Annotated in this window: 14 protein-coding genes and 1 pseudogene; 9 read left to right on the top strand and 6 right to left on the bottom strand. The window is 46.8% G+C overall.

Annotated elements, in window-relative coordinates; genetic code table 11:
* The first annotated feature begins 203 nt into the window (after positions 1–203).
* Complete coding sequence (locus tag ACMUEV_RS16060; RefSeq protein ID WP_348251535.1) at positions 204–989, top strand: hypothetical protein; 786 nt, start codon at positions 204–206, stop codon at positions 987–989.
* A 450-nt stretch (positions 990–1,439) separates the two neighbouring features.
* Positions 1,440–1,667 (top strand): annotated as a pseudogene (locus tag ACMUEV_RS16065) (PIN domain-containing protein); the annotation flags it as partial.
* Between the two features lie 6 nt (positions 1,668–1,673).
* On the opposite strand, the gene ACMUEV_RS16070 reads toward ACMUEV_RS16065, so the two are convergent.
* Positions 1,674–2,504 (bottom strand): DUF72 domain-containing protein, encoded by an 831-nt coding sequence (locus ACMUEV_RS16070; protein WP_242044607.1) that lies wholly within the window; start codon positions 2,502–2,504, stop codon positions 1,674–1,676.
* Positions 2,505–2,607: 103 nt separating this feature from the next.
* Between ACMUEV_RS16070 and ACMUEV_RS16075 the strand changes: the two genes are divergently transcribed.
* Together ACMUEV_RS16075 and ACMUEV_RS16080 are read left to right on the top strand one after the other, a co-directional pair.
* The gene (locus tag ACMUEV_RS16075) at positions 2,608–3,486 is read left to right on the top strand and encodes a M48 family metalloprotease (RefSeq protein ID WP_017288105.1); all 879 of its coding nucleotides are present in this window, start codon (positions 2,608–2,610) and stop codon (positions 3,484–3,486) included.
* 53 nt (positions 3,487–3,539) lie between these two features.
* Positions 3,540–4,118 carry a rhomboid family intramembrane serine protease gene (locus ACMUEV_RS16080; protein WP_017288104.1) on the top strand — a complete coding sequence of 193 codons (579 nt, stop codon included), beginning with the start codon at positions 3,540–3,542 and terminating at the stop codon, positions 4,116–4,118.
* 47 nt (positions 4,119–4,165) lie between these two features.
* Here ACMUEV_RS16080 and ACMUEV_RS16085 read toward each other — a convergent pair whose 3' ends face one another.
* Positions 4,166–5,686 carry a carotenoid oxygenase family protein gene (locus tag ACMUEV_RS16085; protein ID WP_190652319.1) on the bottom strand — a complete coding sequence of 507 codons (1,521 nt, stop codon included), beginning with the start codon at positions 5,684–5,686 and terminating at the stop codon, positions 4,166–4,168.
* 14 nt (positions 5,687–5,700) lie between these two features.
* Positions 5,701–7,137: a folate/biopterin family MFS transporter gene (locus ACMUEV_RS16090; protein WP_017288102.1), complete on the bottom strand. Its 1,437-nt coding sequence runs from the start codon at positions 7,135–7,137 to the stop codon at positions 5,701–5,703.
* Positions 7,138–7,367: 230 nt separating this feature from the next.
* Between ACMUEV_RS16090 and ACMUEV_RS16095 the strand changes: the two genes are divergently transcribed.
* Positions 7,368–7,592, top strand: coding sequence for a chlorophyll a/b-binding protein (locus ACMUEV_RS16095; RefSeq protein WP_347276257.1), 225 nt, complete (start codon positions 7,368–7,370; stop codon positions 7,590–7,592).
* A gap of 91 nt (positions 7,593–7,683) precedes the next feature.
* Here ACMUEV_RS16095 and aroH read toward each other — a convergent pair whose 3' ends face one another.
* On the bottom strand, positions 7,684–8,094 hold the full coding sequence (aroH, locus tag ACMUEV_RS16100; RefSeq protein WP_199329625.1) for a chorismate mutase: 411 nt from the start codon (positions 8,092–8,094) through the stop codon (positions 7,684–7,686).
* A 78-nt stretch (positions 8,095–8,172) separates the two neighbouring features.
* Complete coding sequence (gene sppA / locus ACMUEV_RS16105) at positions 8,173–9,012, bottom strand: signal peptide peptidase SppA (RefSeq protein WP_017288099.1); 840 nt, start codon at positions 9,010–9,012, stop codon at positions 8,173–8,175.
* 119 nt (positions 9,013–9,131) lie between these two features.
* Here sppA and ACMUEV_RS16110 point away from each other — a divergent pair, with 119 nt between their 5' ends.
* Together ACMUEV_RS16110 and ACMUEV_RS16115 are read left to right on the top strand one after the other, a co-directional pair.
* Positions 9,132–10,196, top strand: coding sequence for a DMT family transporter (locus tag ACMUEV_RS16110; RefSeq protein ID WP_190652320.1), 1,065 nt, complete (start codon positions 9,132–9,134; stop codon positions 10,194–10,196).
* A 54-nt stretch (positions 10,197–10,250) separates the two neighbouring features.
* Positions 10,251–11,219: a HEAT repeat domain-containing protein gene (locus ACMUEV_RS16115; RefSeq protein ID WP_190652321.1), complete on the top strand. Its 969-nt coding sequence runs from the start codon at positions 10,251–10,253 to the stop codon at positions 11,217–11,219.
* 183 nt (positions 11,220–11,402) lie between these two features.
* Here ACMUEV_RS16115 and ACMUEV_RS16120 read toward each other — a convergent pair whose 3' ends face one another.
* Positions 11,403–11,921 carry a hypothetical protein gene (locus ACMUEV_RS16120; RefSeq protein ID WP_026148622.1) on the bottom strand — a complete coding sequence of 173 codons (519 nt, stop codon included), beginning with the start codon at positions 11,919–11,921 and terminating at the stop codon, positions 11,403–11,405.
* Positions 11,922–12,104: 183 nt separating this feature from the next.
* Between ACMUEV_RS16120 and ACMUEV_RS16125 the strand changes: the two genes are divergently transcribed.
* Both ACMUEV_RS16125 and ACMUEV_RS16130 read left to right on the top strand, forming a co-directional pair.
* Entirely contained in the window at positions 12,105–12,797 is a 693-nt protein-coding gene (locus tag ACMUEV_RS16125; protein ID WP_017288090.1) for an RNA polymerase sigma factor, read from the top strand.
* Positions 12,797–13,837, top strand: a complete 1,041-nt coding sequence (locus tag ACMUEV_RS16130) for a tetratricopeptide repeat protein (RefSeq protein ID WP_190652322.1) — start codon at positions 12,797–12,799, stop codon at positions 13,835–13,837. Before ACMUEV_RS16125 ends, ACMUEV_RS16130 begins: the two co-directional genes overlap by 1 nt.
* Positions 13,838–13,842: the final 5 nt, after the last annotated feature.

A 13,842-nucleotide genomic window follows, 5' to 3' on the forward strand; every position in this document is an offset into this window, starting at 1 on the left:
TGAGTTATATGGCGATTCAAGCGCAGGAATACCGAGGATGTCTACGTCAGGTCAATGAATCAAATTCTAAATAGAAGTTGAGGTTTGCACCGCATGTAGAGGGTAACATTGCTACGCTTAGAAATCACAAGCTTTTTTGACCCCAGAACGCTAGCGGAGTTCCTTCTGCTTGAATTCTTATCAACTTTTCTAAACTTTCTGAGATGATGGCAACTCTCTCCGTGATTTCTCAAAAGCTAAATATCTATACCCCTCAGAATATTACGGTGAGGCAAGGGGATTTGATTGTGCCGTTGTTAGATGGGCAACTGTTGAGAGTGACACCCCAGGGAGAAAGTTCGGCGATCGCGAATTTTATGAAGGATGAGTCAGGTGTTCCGTTCGGAATGACCGCTCAAGGCAATGATGTGATTGCGACGGTATCAGGTTTTCTGCCCCAGCATTATTTAATGCGGGTGAAACCCGATGGCACAGTGGAGACGATCGCGGATTTATCTCGTCAGAGTGGGGCTTATGGTGCGCCGTTTGGGGTGACGGTGTTTCGAGATGAGTATTGGGTCACAGTCTCGACGGATGTGATCGAATCGACAAGTGAGTTGGTTCGAGTGAGCCAAAAAGGGGAAGTGAAAGCGATCGCGAATTTGACTGAGTTTAAGAATCCGTTTGGGCTAGTCGTGCAAGGCGATTCTGTGGTTGTGGCGCAGTCGAGTGGGCATTTGGTGCGGGTGAGTGAGAAAGGAGACGTGAAAGCGATCGTCGATTTGCAAGAGGCTGGATTTGGATTGCCCTTTAATGTCGCGATTTGGCGCGATCAAATTGTGGCGACGACGAATGCAGGGTTAGTGGTTGCGGTTGATCAAGCGGGAAAGGTTTCGACTGTTGCCGATGTAAAAACAGCGAAATATCAGATTCCATCGGGAATTGTCGCTTTTGAACAGGACTTGATCGTCACGACGAACGGTGGATTCTTGTTGAGACTTTCGGTTTAGATCGAGTAAACGAGGTAATACAAATACATCACTTAGCTATCCGTATGCTGTGAACATTTAGGGCTGCTTTAAAGGAAAACTCGGTTGAGTGGCTTGATGAAGCCCCCGAATTGGGAGAGCAATCGATCGCAGTTCACATCACCGTCTTAGAGGAAAAAACGGGCATAGATTCTACTACTCGTGGGCAAAGAATGGCTGAAGTGCTTGAGAAACTCGCCGCAAGTCGTGCTTTCTCAGACATTGAGCCGATCGCTTGGCAGCACGAAGTCCGTCAGGATCGCTCTATTCCAGGACGAGATGAATAATGCTTCTCGACAGCAACATTATCATTTACGCGATTCAACCTGAAAATGCTTAGCTTCGGCAATTTATCGCTGATCATGCTCCCGCTGTCTCTGCGTTAAGTTACGTCGAGGTTCTTGGTTATCATCGCTTAACAGAAGCAGATCGAATCGCTTGGAACTGTTTTTTCAAGTCGCTCAAGTTTTGCCGATGACTCAGCCTGTCTTGGAACAAGCTGTTGCACTCCGCCAGATTCGCAGAATCTCACTTGGAGATTCCACAATTGCTGGCACTGCACTCGTTCATAACTTGATCCTAGTAACACGAAATATCAACGATTTTCAGTGGATAGGGCAGTTTCAGTTGTTAAATCCGTTTGACGCTGAAACTCTATAACGTTTTTTAGAACAAGCTCATTTGTGAAGGCGGTTGTTCTATCAAATCCCAGGGAAGAGGCGGAACATTCACGTCTTGCTGCTCTAGTAATCTTTGGAATTGGCGGGCGTTTTGGGGTGAATGTTCTTCAACCGGGCAGTGGACAAAAAAGTAAATTTCTGTGCCTTGTTGTAACCAGCGATCGACAATTTTTACCCATTCTTCCAAATACTGCTGATTCAAAGTTGGATGGCTGATATATCGAATCAAAGTAAACGGTGCAGTCACATCCGGCTGCAATGGAACTTTCGGCTTTTTGCGTTCGCTCTCCAACTGCGGATCATCTTCGCATTCATAGATTGGACGTGTATCTAACAACACTCGCCCAATCTTTAACTCTCGCAATAGCTCGTTCAAGCGGCTGCGATGCGGCTCTTGAAACCATTGCGCATGTCGAACTTCTAACGCCAAATCTGCACCCTTCCAGCCTCGAAGAAATGCTTCTAAATCTGCAAAATTTGCGGGGCTATAGCTTGGAGGCAATTGAGCAAACAATATCCCTAAGCGATCGTCGAGTCCCTGCATGAGTTCCAAAAACTTCAAGGCTCCTGATATCGACGAGGCAAGTTTTCCAGAATGAGTCAATGTTTTCGGCAACTTTGGGCAGAACTTAAAGCCAAGAGGCGTTTCGGATTTCCAGCGATCGACTGTAGCGCGATCGGGAATGGAATAAAACGTCGTATTGCCCTCGACACAAGCAAAACGACGACTGTAGAGATTCAGAAAATCAGAGGCTTTGCTTTTCGGGGGAAACAGATCGCCTACCCATTGCTTATATGCCCATATTGCACAACCCATCCGAAATTTCGTTCTGTCGGAGAAAGAGGATTCAATCATCAGATAGAGTCAAATCACAACGTAAATTTAGACAATCAGACTGCCCCTTCAAAATTTGATCAACATGCTAGGTATCAATCAAGTTAAAACAGCAGGACTATTAGGACTTTTAAGCGGAATCCTGGTTTTAGCAGGTTACTATCTCGTCGGAAATGAGCAAGGTCTTATTTTAGGACTAATCTTTGCAGCTTTCACGAGCTTTGGGTCATGGTATTACTCTGATCGAGTTGCGCTTGCATCCTATGCTGCTCAGCCACTCGAACGTGAACAATCCCCCGAACTCTTTGACATGGTGAAACGACTCAGCGATCGAGCGGAAATTCCCATGCCCAAAATCTTTTTCGTTCCCACTAAATCCCCCAATGCCTTCGCAACCGGACGCGATCCAGAACATGCTTCTGTAGCAGTGACAGAAGGAATTGTTGATCTGCTGTCTCCAGAAGAATTAGAAACCGTTCTCGCTCACGAATTAACTCACGTGAAGAATCGCGATACGCTGACGCAAGCGGTTGCAGGTACGATCGCAGGTGCCATCACTTTTCTCGGTCGCATCTTGACCTTCGGCGCTCTATATGGGCCAGTTTACGGAAATAATCGCCGGGGCAACAATCCTTTAGGCATCTTATTTCTGATTGTTCTTGCCCCCCTTTCCGCTTCATTGATTCAACTCGCAATTTCTCGAACTCGTGAGTTTGCGGCAGATCAAGGTTCTGCTGAACTCACTGCCAACCCGTTAGCTCTTGCAAGTGCGCTAGAGAAATTGGAGACCGTTGGGCATCAAATCCCCATGAATGGAAATCCGGCAATGTCACCGCTCTTAATTGTGAATCCGCTATCAACCCAAGGGTTACAGTCTCTCTTCCGCACTCACCCTGCAACCGAAGAACGAATTCGTCGCTTAATGGAACTCGCGGCTCAACGCTCATCGGCGATCGCGGCTTAATTTCGTTGAGAACTCTGTGCTAGAACAGAAATATCTCAACACAAAAAACCGCTATGACGCGACGCGACTATAACGATCCCAACGGAATCGGTGATGAAATCAAAGCTCATATTGCAATCCTTGGCACGATCGTTGCCGCAATGTGGCTGCTGGAATTTGTCGATATTGCTTTAGGCGGTCGATTAAATTACCTGGGCATCTATCCTCGTAGCACGATTGGGCTGCGAGGTATTTTATTAGCCCCATTTCTACACCTGAACTTTCAGCATCTCATTAGTAACACCATTCCCTTCGTTGTCATGGGCTGGTTTGTGATGCTGCGCGGCATTCCTGAATTTTTCAAAGTCAGTGTGATCGTCGCTTTAGCAAGCGGAATCGGAACTTGGTTATTTGGTTCAGCAGGATTACATATTGGGGCGAGTGGTGTCGTCTTTGGCTATTTCGGCTTTCTACTCTCACGAGCTTATTTTGAACGGAGTAGTTTATCGATCGCGCTGTCTCTCGCAGTCGGCTTGCTCTACGGCGGTTTGATTTGGGGAGTGCTGCCGGGTCGCTTCGGTATCTCCTGGGAAGGACACCTTTTCGGTTTCTTGGGCGGGATTTACGCAGCAAGAGAACTTTCACGACGCTGATGCAAAAGAGCGATCGAAATTATTCGATCGCTCTTTTGCGTTGCAATCTATTCAAAGTAATGCGGCGTAAACGAGCCGTGCAGCCCGTAAGGAATATGATGCTTCAAATGGAGCTTTGCAACAACGCTCAAATCCTTTGCATCAACAATCACTACATCTGAGCGATCGCGTTTCACATCAAAGACTACTGCAATTAACCATCCGTCATCTTCTGCACCTTGCACTTCGGTGTAAAGTCCAGATTCTGAAGCTTTTCCACGCGGCACAAAGACAGGTTCGCTAACGTAGCCATCGGGTGCGAAACTACAAATCTGACGTGTTCCAGTTTCGACATCAACTTTGAGAATCGCTTGATGGGGAGCATTCCCACTTTCAGCATGAGCCGCAGCAAGATAAACATAGCGATGCTGTCGTCCAGCTAAAGCGGGGTGAATAAAAGGAAATTCACAGCAGCGAGGTTCGAGCAGTTGTCGATCGACCGTACCCGATTCCAAATTCATGCGGAATCGCCACAACTGACCCGGTGCAAGCGCATCGAAATCAGTTTCGCGATAGTCTGAACCCGGTTCAACAGAAGGCAAGCTCTCATAGCAAATCGAATCGAGTACAATTTCACCATCTTGCTCAAACGCATTCGCATGGTGGAACACAAAACCAGAAGGCGTTTCAAGAATTTTCGGTTTCGCTTTGAGGGCTGGATCGCGGGGAATAATCAGAACTTTTGTGGGTTGATCCGGGCGGAATTTGATACATTCACCTGCCGATCGCAATCCTGCTAAAAACGGCAAAGGATTGAATGCAACTGGATTTTGGAAAAAGATGCAATAGTTCGGTGTGATAGCAAAGTCATGAATAAAAGCAAATCCCGGAACTGGATGCTCATGATGCCGAACAATTTTGCCATCGAGATCCAATTCGTAAATGCTAATGGTGAAGGATAATCCAGCCTTGATCGAGAAGTTGACTAAGCAAGGGTTACCCTGATCAAATTGACTCGATGGATCAATCCAAGGATGTGCCGCAAACGGTGCGCCTGTCGAGAGTTCGCCATCGAAATACTCTAACCCGATCGTCTCTAAAGTTTTCGGATCAAGACGATGCGGCTCTGCGGCTTCCCAAAGGGCAAGTAATTTACCGCCCCAGTAAAGCACTTGTGTGTTAGCAATATTCTTAATGCGAGTATCAAAAGCATTAGCAAGCCAACCACCCGATTTTTGAGTGCCGAATACGCCTCGATAGAGAATTTTTCCAGCTTTTTGTTCTGCTAAGTAGCCTTCAGTTTTAACAAATCGATTGCGGTAATGAGCACGACCGTTGTGAAATGCGATCGCGCTAATCATGCCATCGCCATCAAACGGATGTTGAATCCGTTCTCCATTGATATCGAGCAATCCAGGCCCATTTCTAAACAACGTTCCGTTTAGCTCAGTCGGGATTTCGCCTTCAATCTCTTCAATCCAATAACTATGTTCTTCTTTCAGCGATCGATATCCGCGTTGCCATTCTTCTGTGTTGTAAGAACGGGTCGGAACCGTCGCTGCATGTTCAAAAAGCTGAAATCCTTGCATTATCCAATCAATTCCTAAACACTATCTTTCTGGACTTCAACGACTTCACTGCTACCGACCGAAACCAAAGCTTGTCCAACTGGCTCAGCAAGTTTGATCGGCTCAGAAGTCGTCGCATCTGCCCCAGGCAGCCAACCGAGTAAAGGTAAGGGTAACAACGTGCTCAAATTCGTAATCAAGACCAAAATCCATAGATTATCGAAGTTTGTCTCGGTCACACCAAACCAGTGAGTCAGTAACGCTCCAAACTCGTATGAGACTAATCCAGACAAGTTAACAACCGACATTAGCAACGCGAATAAGGTCGCTTCCACTCCCGGCGGGCAGAGTCTTGCTGCAAGCACGAGCACAGGCATGAAAGCAATCTGTCCCATCACCGTCAGAATCAAACTATCGCCCAAGCTAAACCAGCGATCGTCAATTCCCAATGCTCGATTGGTATGCGTCACGAGCAGGATCATCGACAATCCTAAAACTGCTGAAATGACGGTAGACCAGCCAAAAATAACTCGAAATGGCACCCCTTTGAGAAATCGTTGAAACACCCAAATTCCAACGATCGAGGCAATACTCGTGACAAGTCGAACTCGCCCTAAAAACTCCGGCTCAAATCCCAATTCATTCGTTGAGAAGTAAAAGAACGAAGATTCAGCCGTTGGAGTCGCTTGCCACAAGAATAAAAATGCAGTTGGCAGCCAAATCGATTTCTGCGTAATCGCCTGCTTCAATTGCTTCAATTGATCGCCCACAACTGACCAATCAGGCTTCGAGGTAACTGGAGACTCTGCAATCAACCAAGCCACAGATGAAGCAATCAGCGGAAATGTGGCGGTGATTAAGAAAATCGTTCGAGTATCAAACTGCTGAAGCAATGCCCCACTGAAGTAGGCAGTCATCAAACCACCCAATGCAGAAGCTCCCCAGCTTAGGGATTGCAACGAACCCGCGCCACTTACAGATTCGCCTCTGGCTCGTTCGACAACCAGGGAATCGACAATGACATCTGCGATCGCGGTAGACAAAGACCCTAATGAAATTGCCAACGTTGCCGCCCAAGCGGAATGTACAACCGTTGCCAGGAGAATCCAAGCTGTGGTTCCAATGAGCCCAGACAGAATCAGATAAGGACGACGACGATATCCAAAGATCGGTAAGCCATCCGAGATAAACCCAAATAGAGGTTTGATCATCCAGGGCAGCGCTACAATACCCAGCAGTGCTGAGACTTCAGCCGGATTGAGATGTAGCTCGTCTTTGAGAAAGAAACTCACAGCCAGTCGAGCTAATCCGAGAATCCCTTGGACAAAATAGACCAGCAGAATCGCGATTAACTCAGCAGATGGCTCGTGCCCAAAGAAGAGTTTCTCGGTCACGGATGCCTTGAGTTTGGATAAACCAGAGTCAGAAACAATCATTGACGTTTCTTTACAAATATCAATGTCTTTAATCATATCGCTAGATCCAGAAGCCGGGTATTATCCGACCTGCGGAAAGTTGCGATTTACTGATTTACGAGTCTTTCTCCTCAGGCTGCATTCTCTCCCGTATGGAAAAGAGAATCTGCGCTATTCTAGCAATTCTTGTTTTAGCAATTCTAAAGTCTCTACACCTGTAAATTTCTCTAAGGCAACTTTTATGTATCGCACTTAACCATATTCGTAATACTTTGACACTTTTTGTAATATTAGTTAATATATTTACAGCTAATGCGTTCAGAGTACTTACCATGCAAGACACACAAAAGATTACAGCACCTGCTGTAGAGGATCGTAACGCTTGGAAATTTGGCTTCACTCCGCAAGCTGAACTATGGAATGGTCGATTAGCAATGATCGGCTTTGTGGCTGCTTTGATCACTGAATATTTAACAGGTAGCGGCGTATTGCGCTTCCTGGGTCTGATGTAATCGTATCGTTATCTTTCTTTTAAATTCTGGTCAACCTTGAAAGCTAGTCTGTTGGGCATCTCTGGTAGAGATGCCCAGTTTTTTTTGCAATCTAACTTTGCGTTCCAGCAATTTGAGCGATCGTCCAATCTGGACGAAGATTTTTTGCCTGTCTCAGATAAGGATGATGAATTTTCACATCCGGATCAGGCGTATTGAAATGAATCAAAAACCGGATACACCGCTCTAAACTCCCTTTCACATACATTTGCTGCACGTCGATTAGCGGCACATTTGCCCAATGCGCGCGTTCTCTAGCGATCGCAGCCGGAAAAATCGCATCCAGATCTTTCGTCACCGTAAACGTAGCACTGACGATCTCATCAGGGTCTAACGTGTTGTAAGCCTCCAACTCGTCTAATAACTCCGTCACCGCTTCCCGAATTGCCTCGATCGTATTTTCTGAAGCGGTGGTCGCTCCCCGAATTGCTCGTACTCGCCAATGCACGTGGGTATCCTCCATATCTTGCTCGTCTCAATCCACTAGCTTATCAACGAAGGGATATAGATTGAATCCGGATCATTGCTTCATTCTTTACGCTTAAGGGCGGTATAACCACAGAGGCAACCCACAAGTTTCCAGTTCAAATTCCAACCAATCCATTCCGACAACCAACGGCGGCAAGGCTCCAATCAGTCCGTCTAAGCGATCGTTCGACGTGAATCGACTCACAACCGACTTCTTCTCTTCAAAGTTAAATGTCTTGGTTTTCTCAGGATCAAGCCCAACCAATTCACAAGCCCAACGACGGGCATCTTCTTCAGTTCCCAAGCGATCGACAACTCCTAAAGCGAGTGCCTGCTGTCCGGTAAAAATTCGCCCATCTGCAAACGTTCTGACCGTCTCCTCTGGGAGGTTTCGTGACTCTGCAACGGTCTGAACGAATTGAGAATAGCTAATATCAATCAGTTCTTGTAGGATTTTTTGCTCAGGCTCAGTCAGTTCTCGATCGAACGACAAAATATCTTTGTACGGACCTGATTTGATCACTTTGAAGGAAACGCCAACTTTTTCGAGCAGACGCTCAATATTATTCCCACGCAGAATCACGCCAATACTACCTGTAATCGTTCCAGGATTCGACATAATGTGCTGTGCGCCCATGCCAATGTAAACGCCACCTGAAGCCGAAATATTGCCGTAGCTCGCAACGATCTTTACCTTTTCGCGCAATCGTTTCAGCGCTTCGTAAATTTCCTGAGAATCGCCTACGGTTCCGCCCGGGCTATCAATTCTCAGCAATAGAGCTGGAAATTCTCTTTCCTCAATCACTTTGAGATTTTCAAGCACTCTTTTTCGAGTTGCACCTGCGATCGCGCCTTTCACCTCAATTCGAGCAATCTGTTTTCGTGACCCACGTTTTCTAAAGAACCGAACCATAAATTTCAACCATCACAAGTATGTTTGATTCTAACGAATCCGATCGCCATCGCTATAAAGAATACTTAACGAATCTACATAATTTACTAAGATTAGAGTAGCCTCATTCCTAATTGCCCATGTCACTCAAATCTCGATCGCCTTTCCTGCTCATCGCACCTTTTTTCCTATGGGGAACTGCAATGGTCGCGATGAAAGGAGTCATTCCCAATACCACGCCTTTTTTTATGGCAGGGGTGCGTTTACTCCCTGCGGGAATTTTGGTTTTATTGGCAGCAATTTGGATGAAGCGATCGCAACCACAAGGGTGGGCAGCATGGCTTTGGATTAGTTTCTTCGCCCTAGTCGATGGCGCACTGTTTCAGGGTTTTTTGGCGCAAGGATTGGTGAGAACTGGGGCAGGACTGGGATCAGTGATGATTGATTCTCAGCCTTTAGCAGTCGCGCTGATGGCGTTATGGCTCTTTGGGGAAAAGATTGGAGTGTGGGGCTGGATGGGGTTAGCAATAGGCGTTTGCGGCATCAGTCTGCTCGGCTTGCCTGAAGAATTCATTCTTTCAGCAGGATCACGTTTAGGAGAAGCTTTTGTCGATATCGGCTCATTTGCTGACTTGCTCGCTGGCTTATTCGATAACGGGCAATGGCTTATGTTACTTGCTGCTCTATCAATGGCAGTTGGAACGATTCTTTCTCGCTATGTTTGCCAATATGCAGATCCGATTTCAGCCACAGGCTGGCACATGATTTTAGGCGGATTGCCCCTGTTTGGATTGTCGAGCCAGTTAGAAACTGATCAGTGGACAAATTTAAGTGCAGCCAATTGGGTGTCGTTGTCTTATTCCACAATTTTTGGCAGTGCAATTGCGTACGGTTTATTTTTCTATTTTGCTGCGAGTGGGAGCTTGACTAGTTTAAGTTCTCTGACATTTTTGACACCCGTATTCGCTTTGCTGTTTGGCAACCTTTTCTTAGCTGAAGTCCTCAGTCCGATTCAGTGGATTGGCGTTGCTCTAACTCTTATCAGTATTTACTTAATCAATCAACGTGATGTCTTGAGTGGATCAATTTCTGAGTCGATCGAAGAAGTTCAGGGTAACATAGCCGAGAATAGGCAAATGCTACCGCAAGCCGACTCGAATCTCAGTGAAATTACAACCATCTCGGACTCTAACCTCGATCGCTAAATCGATTCGGGCATTCTAGGAGTCGAATGGCGATTTGCAGTTTTGGATTTGTTTATGATCCCACGCCCCAGTCTCCTGATTGTCACTTGTGCAGCTTGTCTCAGTGTGTCGGCGCGTTCGGTCGAGGCAAGTCAAGCTCAAAATTTAGCCTCACCCGTTTTGGCAAAAACAGGTCAGCCAGCAAACCCACCGCTTTGGGCTTCTCCAATTGTGCTAGGAGGCGCTGGAGCAGTCGCGATCGTGGGAGTTGCAGTTGTTATCGCCTTAAAGCGTATGGGACAAACAACGCCTGACATCCTAGAGCCGATTACGCCTGATTTAAACCCTGCCCCCCCATCTTTACCAGCCTCCCCATCCTTGCCATTGAGTGTTCCAACGTTGAACGGCTCAACTCTCAAGTCAGAGCTAGCAAACTCTCGCCCAACCTCTCAAAATGGCAATGGTCGATCGCAGACAACTCTCCAATCTGAGATTGCTGAGCCGCTAACTCAGGTTGTCAATTCTCCAAAGCCTACGGAGCTAGAATCTCAGCCCAAGCTTGAGGAAACGACGCGACTTGCGAAAGTCAATATCGTCGATGAACTGATTCAAGATCTGCGATCGCCTGATCCAGTTAAGCGCCGCAAAGTGATTTGGGAGTTGGGACAAAGAGGCGACACTCGTGCCGTGCAGCCACTCGTCGATTTGCTGATTGATTCGGATTCTAAGCAGCGAAGTTTAATTCTCTCAACTCTGTCAGAGATTGGAACTCGCACCCTCAAACCAATGACCCGCGCTTTAGCGGTGTCATTGCAAGATGAAAATGCAGAAGTGCGAAAAAATGCCATTCGAGATTTGACGCGCGTGTATGACATGGTTTCTCAAATCAGCAATCTCTTGCACAAAGCCACTGAGGATTCAGACAAAGATGTGCAAGAAACAGCAAAATGGGCTTTGGGTCAATTGAATCGCATTCGTCAGGTTCCGGGTGACAATCTGCCTGCCTTGAAAAATTCAGTCAGTCCTCCTGAAAGTTTGCCATAGGCATGAATGGGATTTGAGCAATCTTCGATACAGATTTCTCGCCTAGATCCCGTCAAAATTACGATTGTGTCCTAGAGTCAAATCACCATAACTTCGGCTCCCTTGCGGGAGCTATTCTTTTTTAAAGAGCAAAACGAGGAGCCAGACTTTTCTAACTCCTCGTTGTAAAACTCAAATTCAGGCTTAGTTCACAACTTCTGCAAACTCAACCACTTGTCCGGTGAAGTCTTTTGCTAGAAAATTCAAAGGCTTTTCACGACGGATTTTGTGCTTGATGCCGCGAGTTTGAATGCGGAGAAGGATCTGATCGAGACAATCTCGATCGAAACAAACATGCCGTTGTCGGTCTTTCTCGCCCAAGGTTGCACCAGAAATCACATGCAGTTGAGTATTTTTCTTAAGCTGATACCACAGTCCATCGTTGCCGTTACCACGCGCCGTCGTACTTCCCATCGAACCAGTAAGATACATTGGGTTCACGCCTGCCGTTCCCAATGACTGTTCGTAATTATAGTAATAATGCAGGGGAATCTCAGCCACTGCTAGCTTCAACATCCCTTCGTAAAAATCGCGGGCGCTCTCAATATCTGAAACCATCACAGTATGAACCTTGGGAGCGCTCGTCAGGAAAAGCCACATTGCTACAGCGTATGCGCCGAGCAACATCACCATGATGCCTTGAGTTGAGAATAAACTATCCATAGATTAAAAAGACTAACGCAACGGGCTGAGTTACAGAATCAGTCCACTTATTCTATCAATACGATTCTGAAACCATCCGCAAGCTTTAGAAAATCACAATTTTTTTGGGCGATCGACCTCTAAAAAAACGTGCCATTTTCGATTCAGCCTGTATATAGTTATTAATCCGACCTTGACATTCTTATGAAAGCTGTAGCGGTTCCAACTTTTCCAGAAGCAAATCATCCAATCGTTAAAGCATTGTTTCATCACAGCGATCAGGAATTGCTGACCTTGTTTCAGCGCTATCCTGACTCTGGGCAATTCTTTACAGCGCTGTTTTGTCGCTACAGTCCCATGGTTTATGCGTTAATTCAGCGCTCCGCCCGCTCGCCTGTGCAAGCTGAGTATCTCTTGGCATTGATTTGGCGACATGTCTTTCACGAATTGGCAGGCGTTGATTTGCGAGTGTTTAGCCAAAGTGGCTCAACCTTTCAAACTTGGCTTTTAGCTGTGACGGCATCGGGGATGAACGAAGCAGAATTGCCGCCTGTTGAGGAAATTCATTATGACATTCGACGGGTTTCTCCGCCATTTTGGTGTTATCTCGATCGTGCTTTAGAACAGTTGCCACCTTTGACACGTTTGACGATCGTCATGGCTCAAACCTTTCACTGGGGAGAAACTCGAATTGCTGCGTATTTGCAAGCCGAGGGTGAACAAATTGATGCGGAGCAAGTCAAAGCACATTTGCAGGCAGGCTACAAAGCTTTAGAGAAACTTTTGCCGGATGACATTAGAACGATCTATCTGGGTGGGAATGCTTTAGATCAAGAATCGGTTTCCGAATTGGAGGCTGATTTCGATCCAAGCCTAGAAGAAATTGAATTTTTCTAATGTTGAAACTCGTCCCCTCGATCGCGCTCAGCCTGTTGGTCAGTAGCGCTCTGGCTGCTCCTAGCTTCGCGTCTTCACTCAATCACCAGTTGCGTGTTCAGTACAATAACGGCACGCAAGGCAGTACGCGACAAACCGCCGATCGCATCGTGGAATCTGGAATTCAAGCGCAACGAAGCGGTTTACTCGATCAAGCGATCGCGGATTGGAATCGCGCTCTTGACCTCTATCAACAAATTGGCGAAATCCCAGCGCAGGGGCGGGTCTATGATTTGCTCGGCATGACCTATATCCAACTCAATCAATTGAACAATGCTGAGAATGCTTTCCGCCGCAGTTTGGGTGCAGCCCGCGATGAAGGCAATACGATTCGGCAAATCTACGGCTATAACAATGTCGGACAAGTGATTCTGCAACGTGGGCAAACCGTTGAAGCCGCGAATTCTTTTGCAGAAGGTGTGAGAATCGCTCGCCAAGCGAAACATGATGCAGGACTGGGATTATCGCTGAGCAATTTGGGATTAGCAACTTATGCCCAAGGGCGATATCAAGCCGCGATCGCATTTCTCGAAGAAGCCCGCAAGTTCCGAGATCAGGCAAAAGATCCCATTGGTGCAGCGAATACTTTGAATAACTTAGGCGATGCCTATCGGGCGGTTGGATCTTTTGCGCTCGCTTATGCAGCCCACGATCGCGCGATGACGCTCGCACAGACAGGAAGCGACCAAGCGGCTCAATTTCGAGCGTTTGATGGCATGATGCTCGCAAATCGAGGCATGGGTCAAGAGAATCGCTTCACCGAGATGCTGAATCAGCGTTTAGCAATGGCAAATCGGAGTAACGACGCTTGGCAAATGCTGAACTCTTTGAAAATGGTGGCGCAGCATCAACAGCAGCAGGGCAAACTCACTGCGGCTGAGGGCTATTATCAGCAAGCTTATTCGGTGGCTCAGAGATTGAATGCAGCCCGGGAACAGACCTTTTTGAGAGAACAACTCGGGTTTTTGCGATCGCACAAATTCCGTTGGCAAGCGCGATAAGACAC

Source organism: Leptolyngbya sp. FACHB-1624, assembly GCF_047649235.1.
Taxonomy (GTDB): Bacteria; Cyanobacteriota; Cyanobacteriia; order Leptolyngbyales; family Leptolyngbyaceae; genus Leptolyngbya; species Leptolyngbya boryana.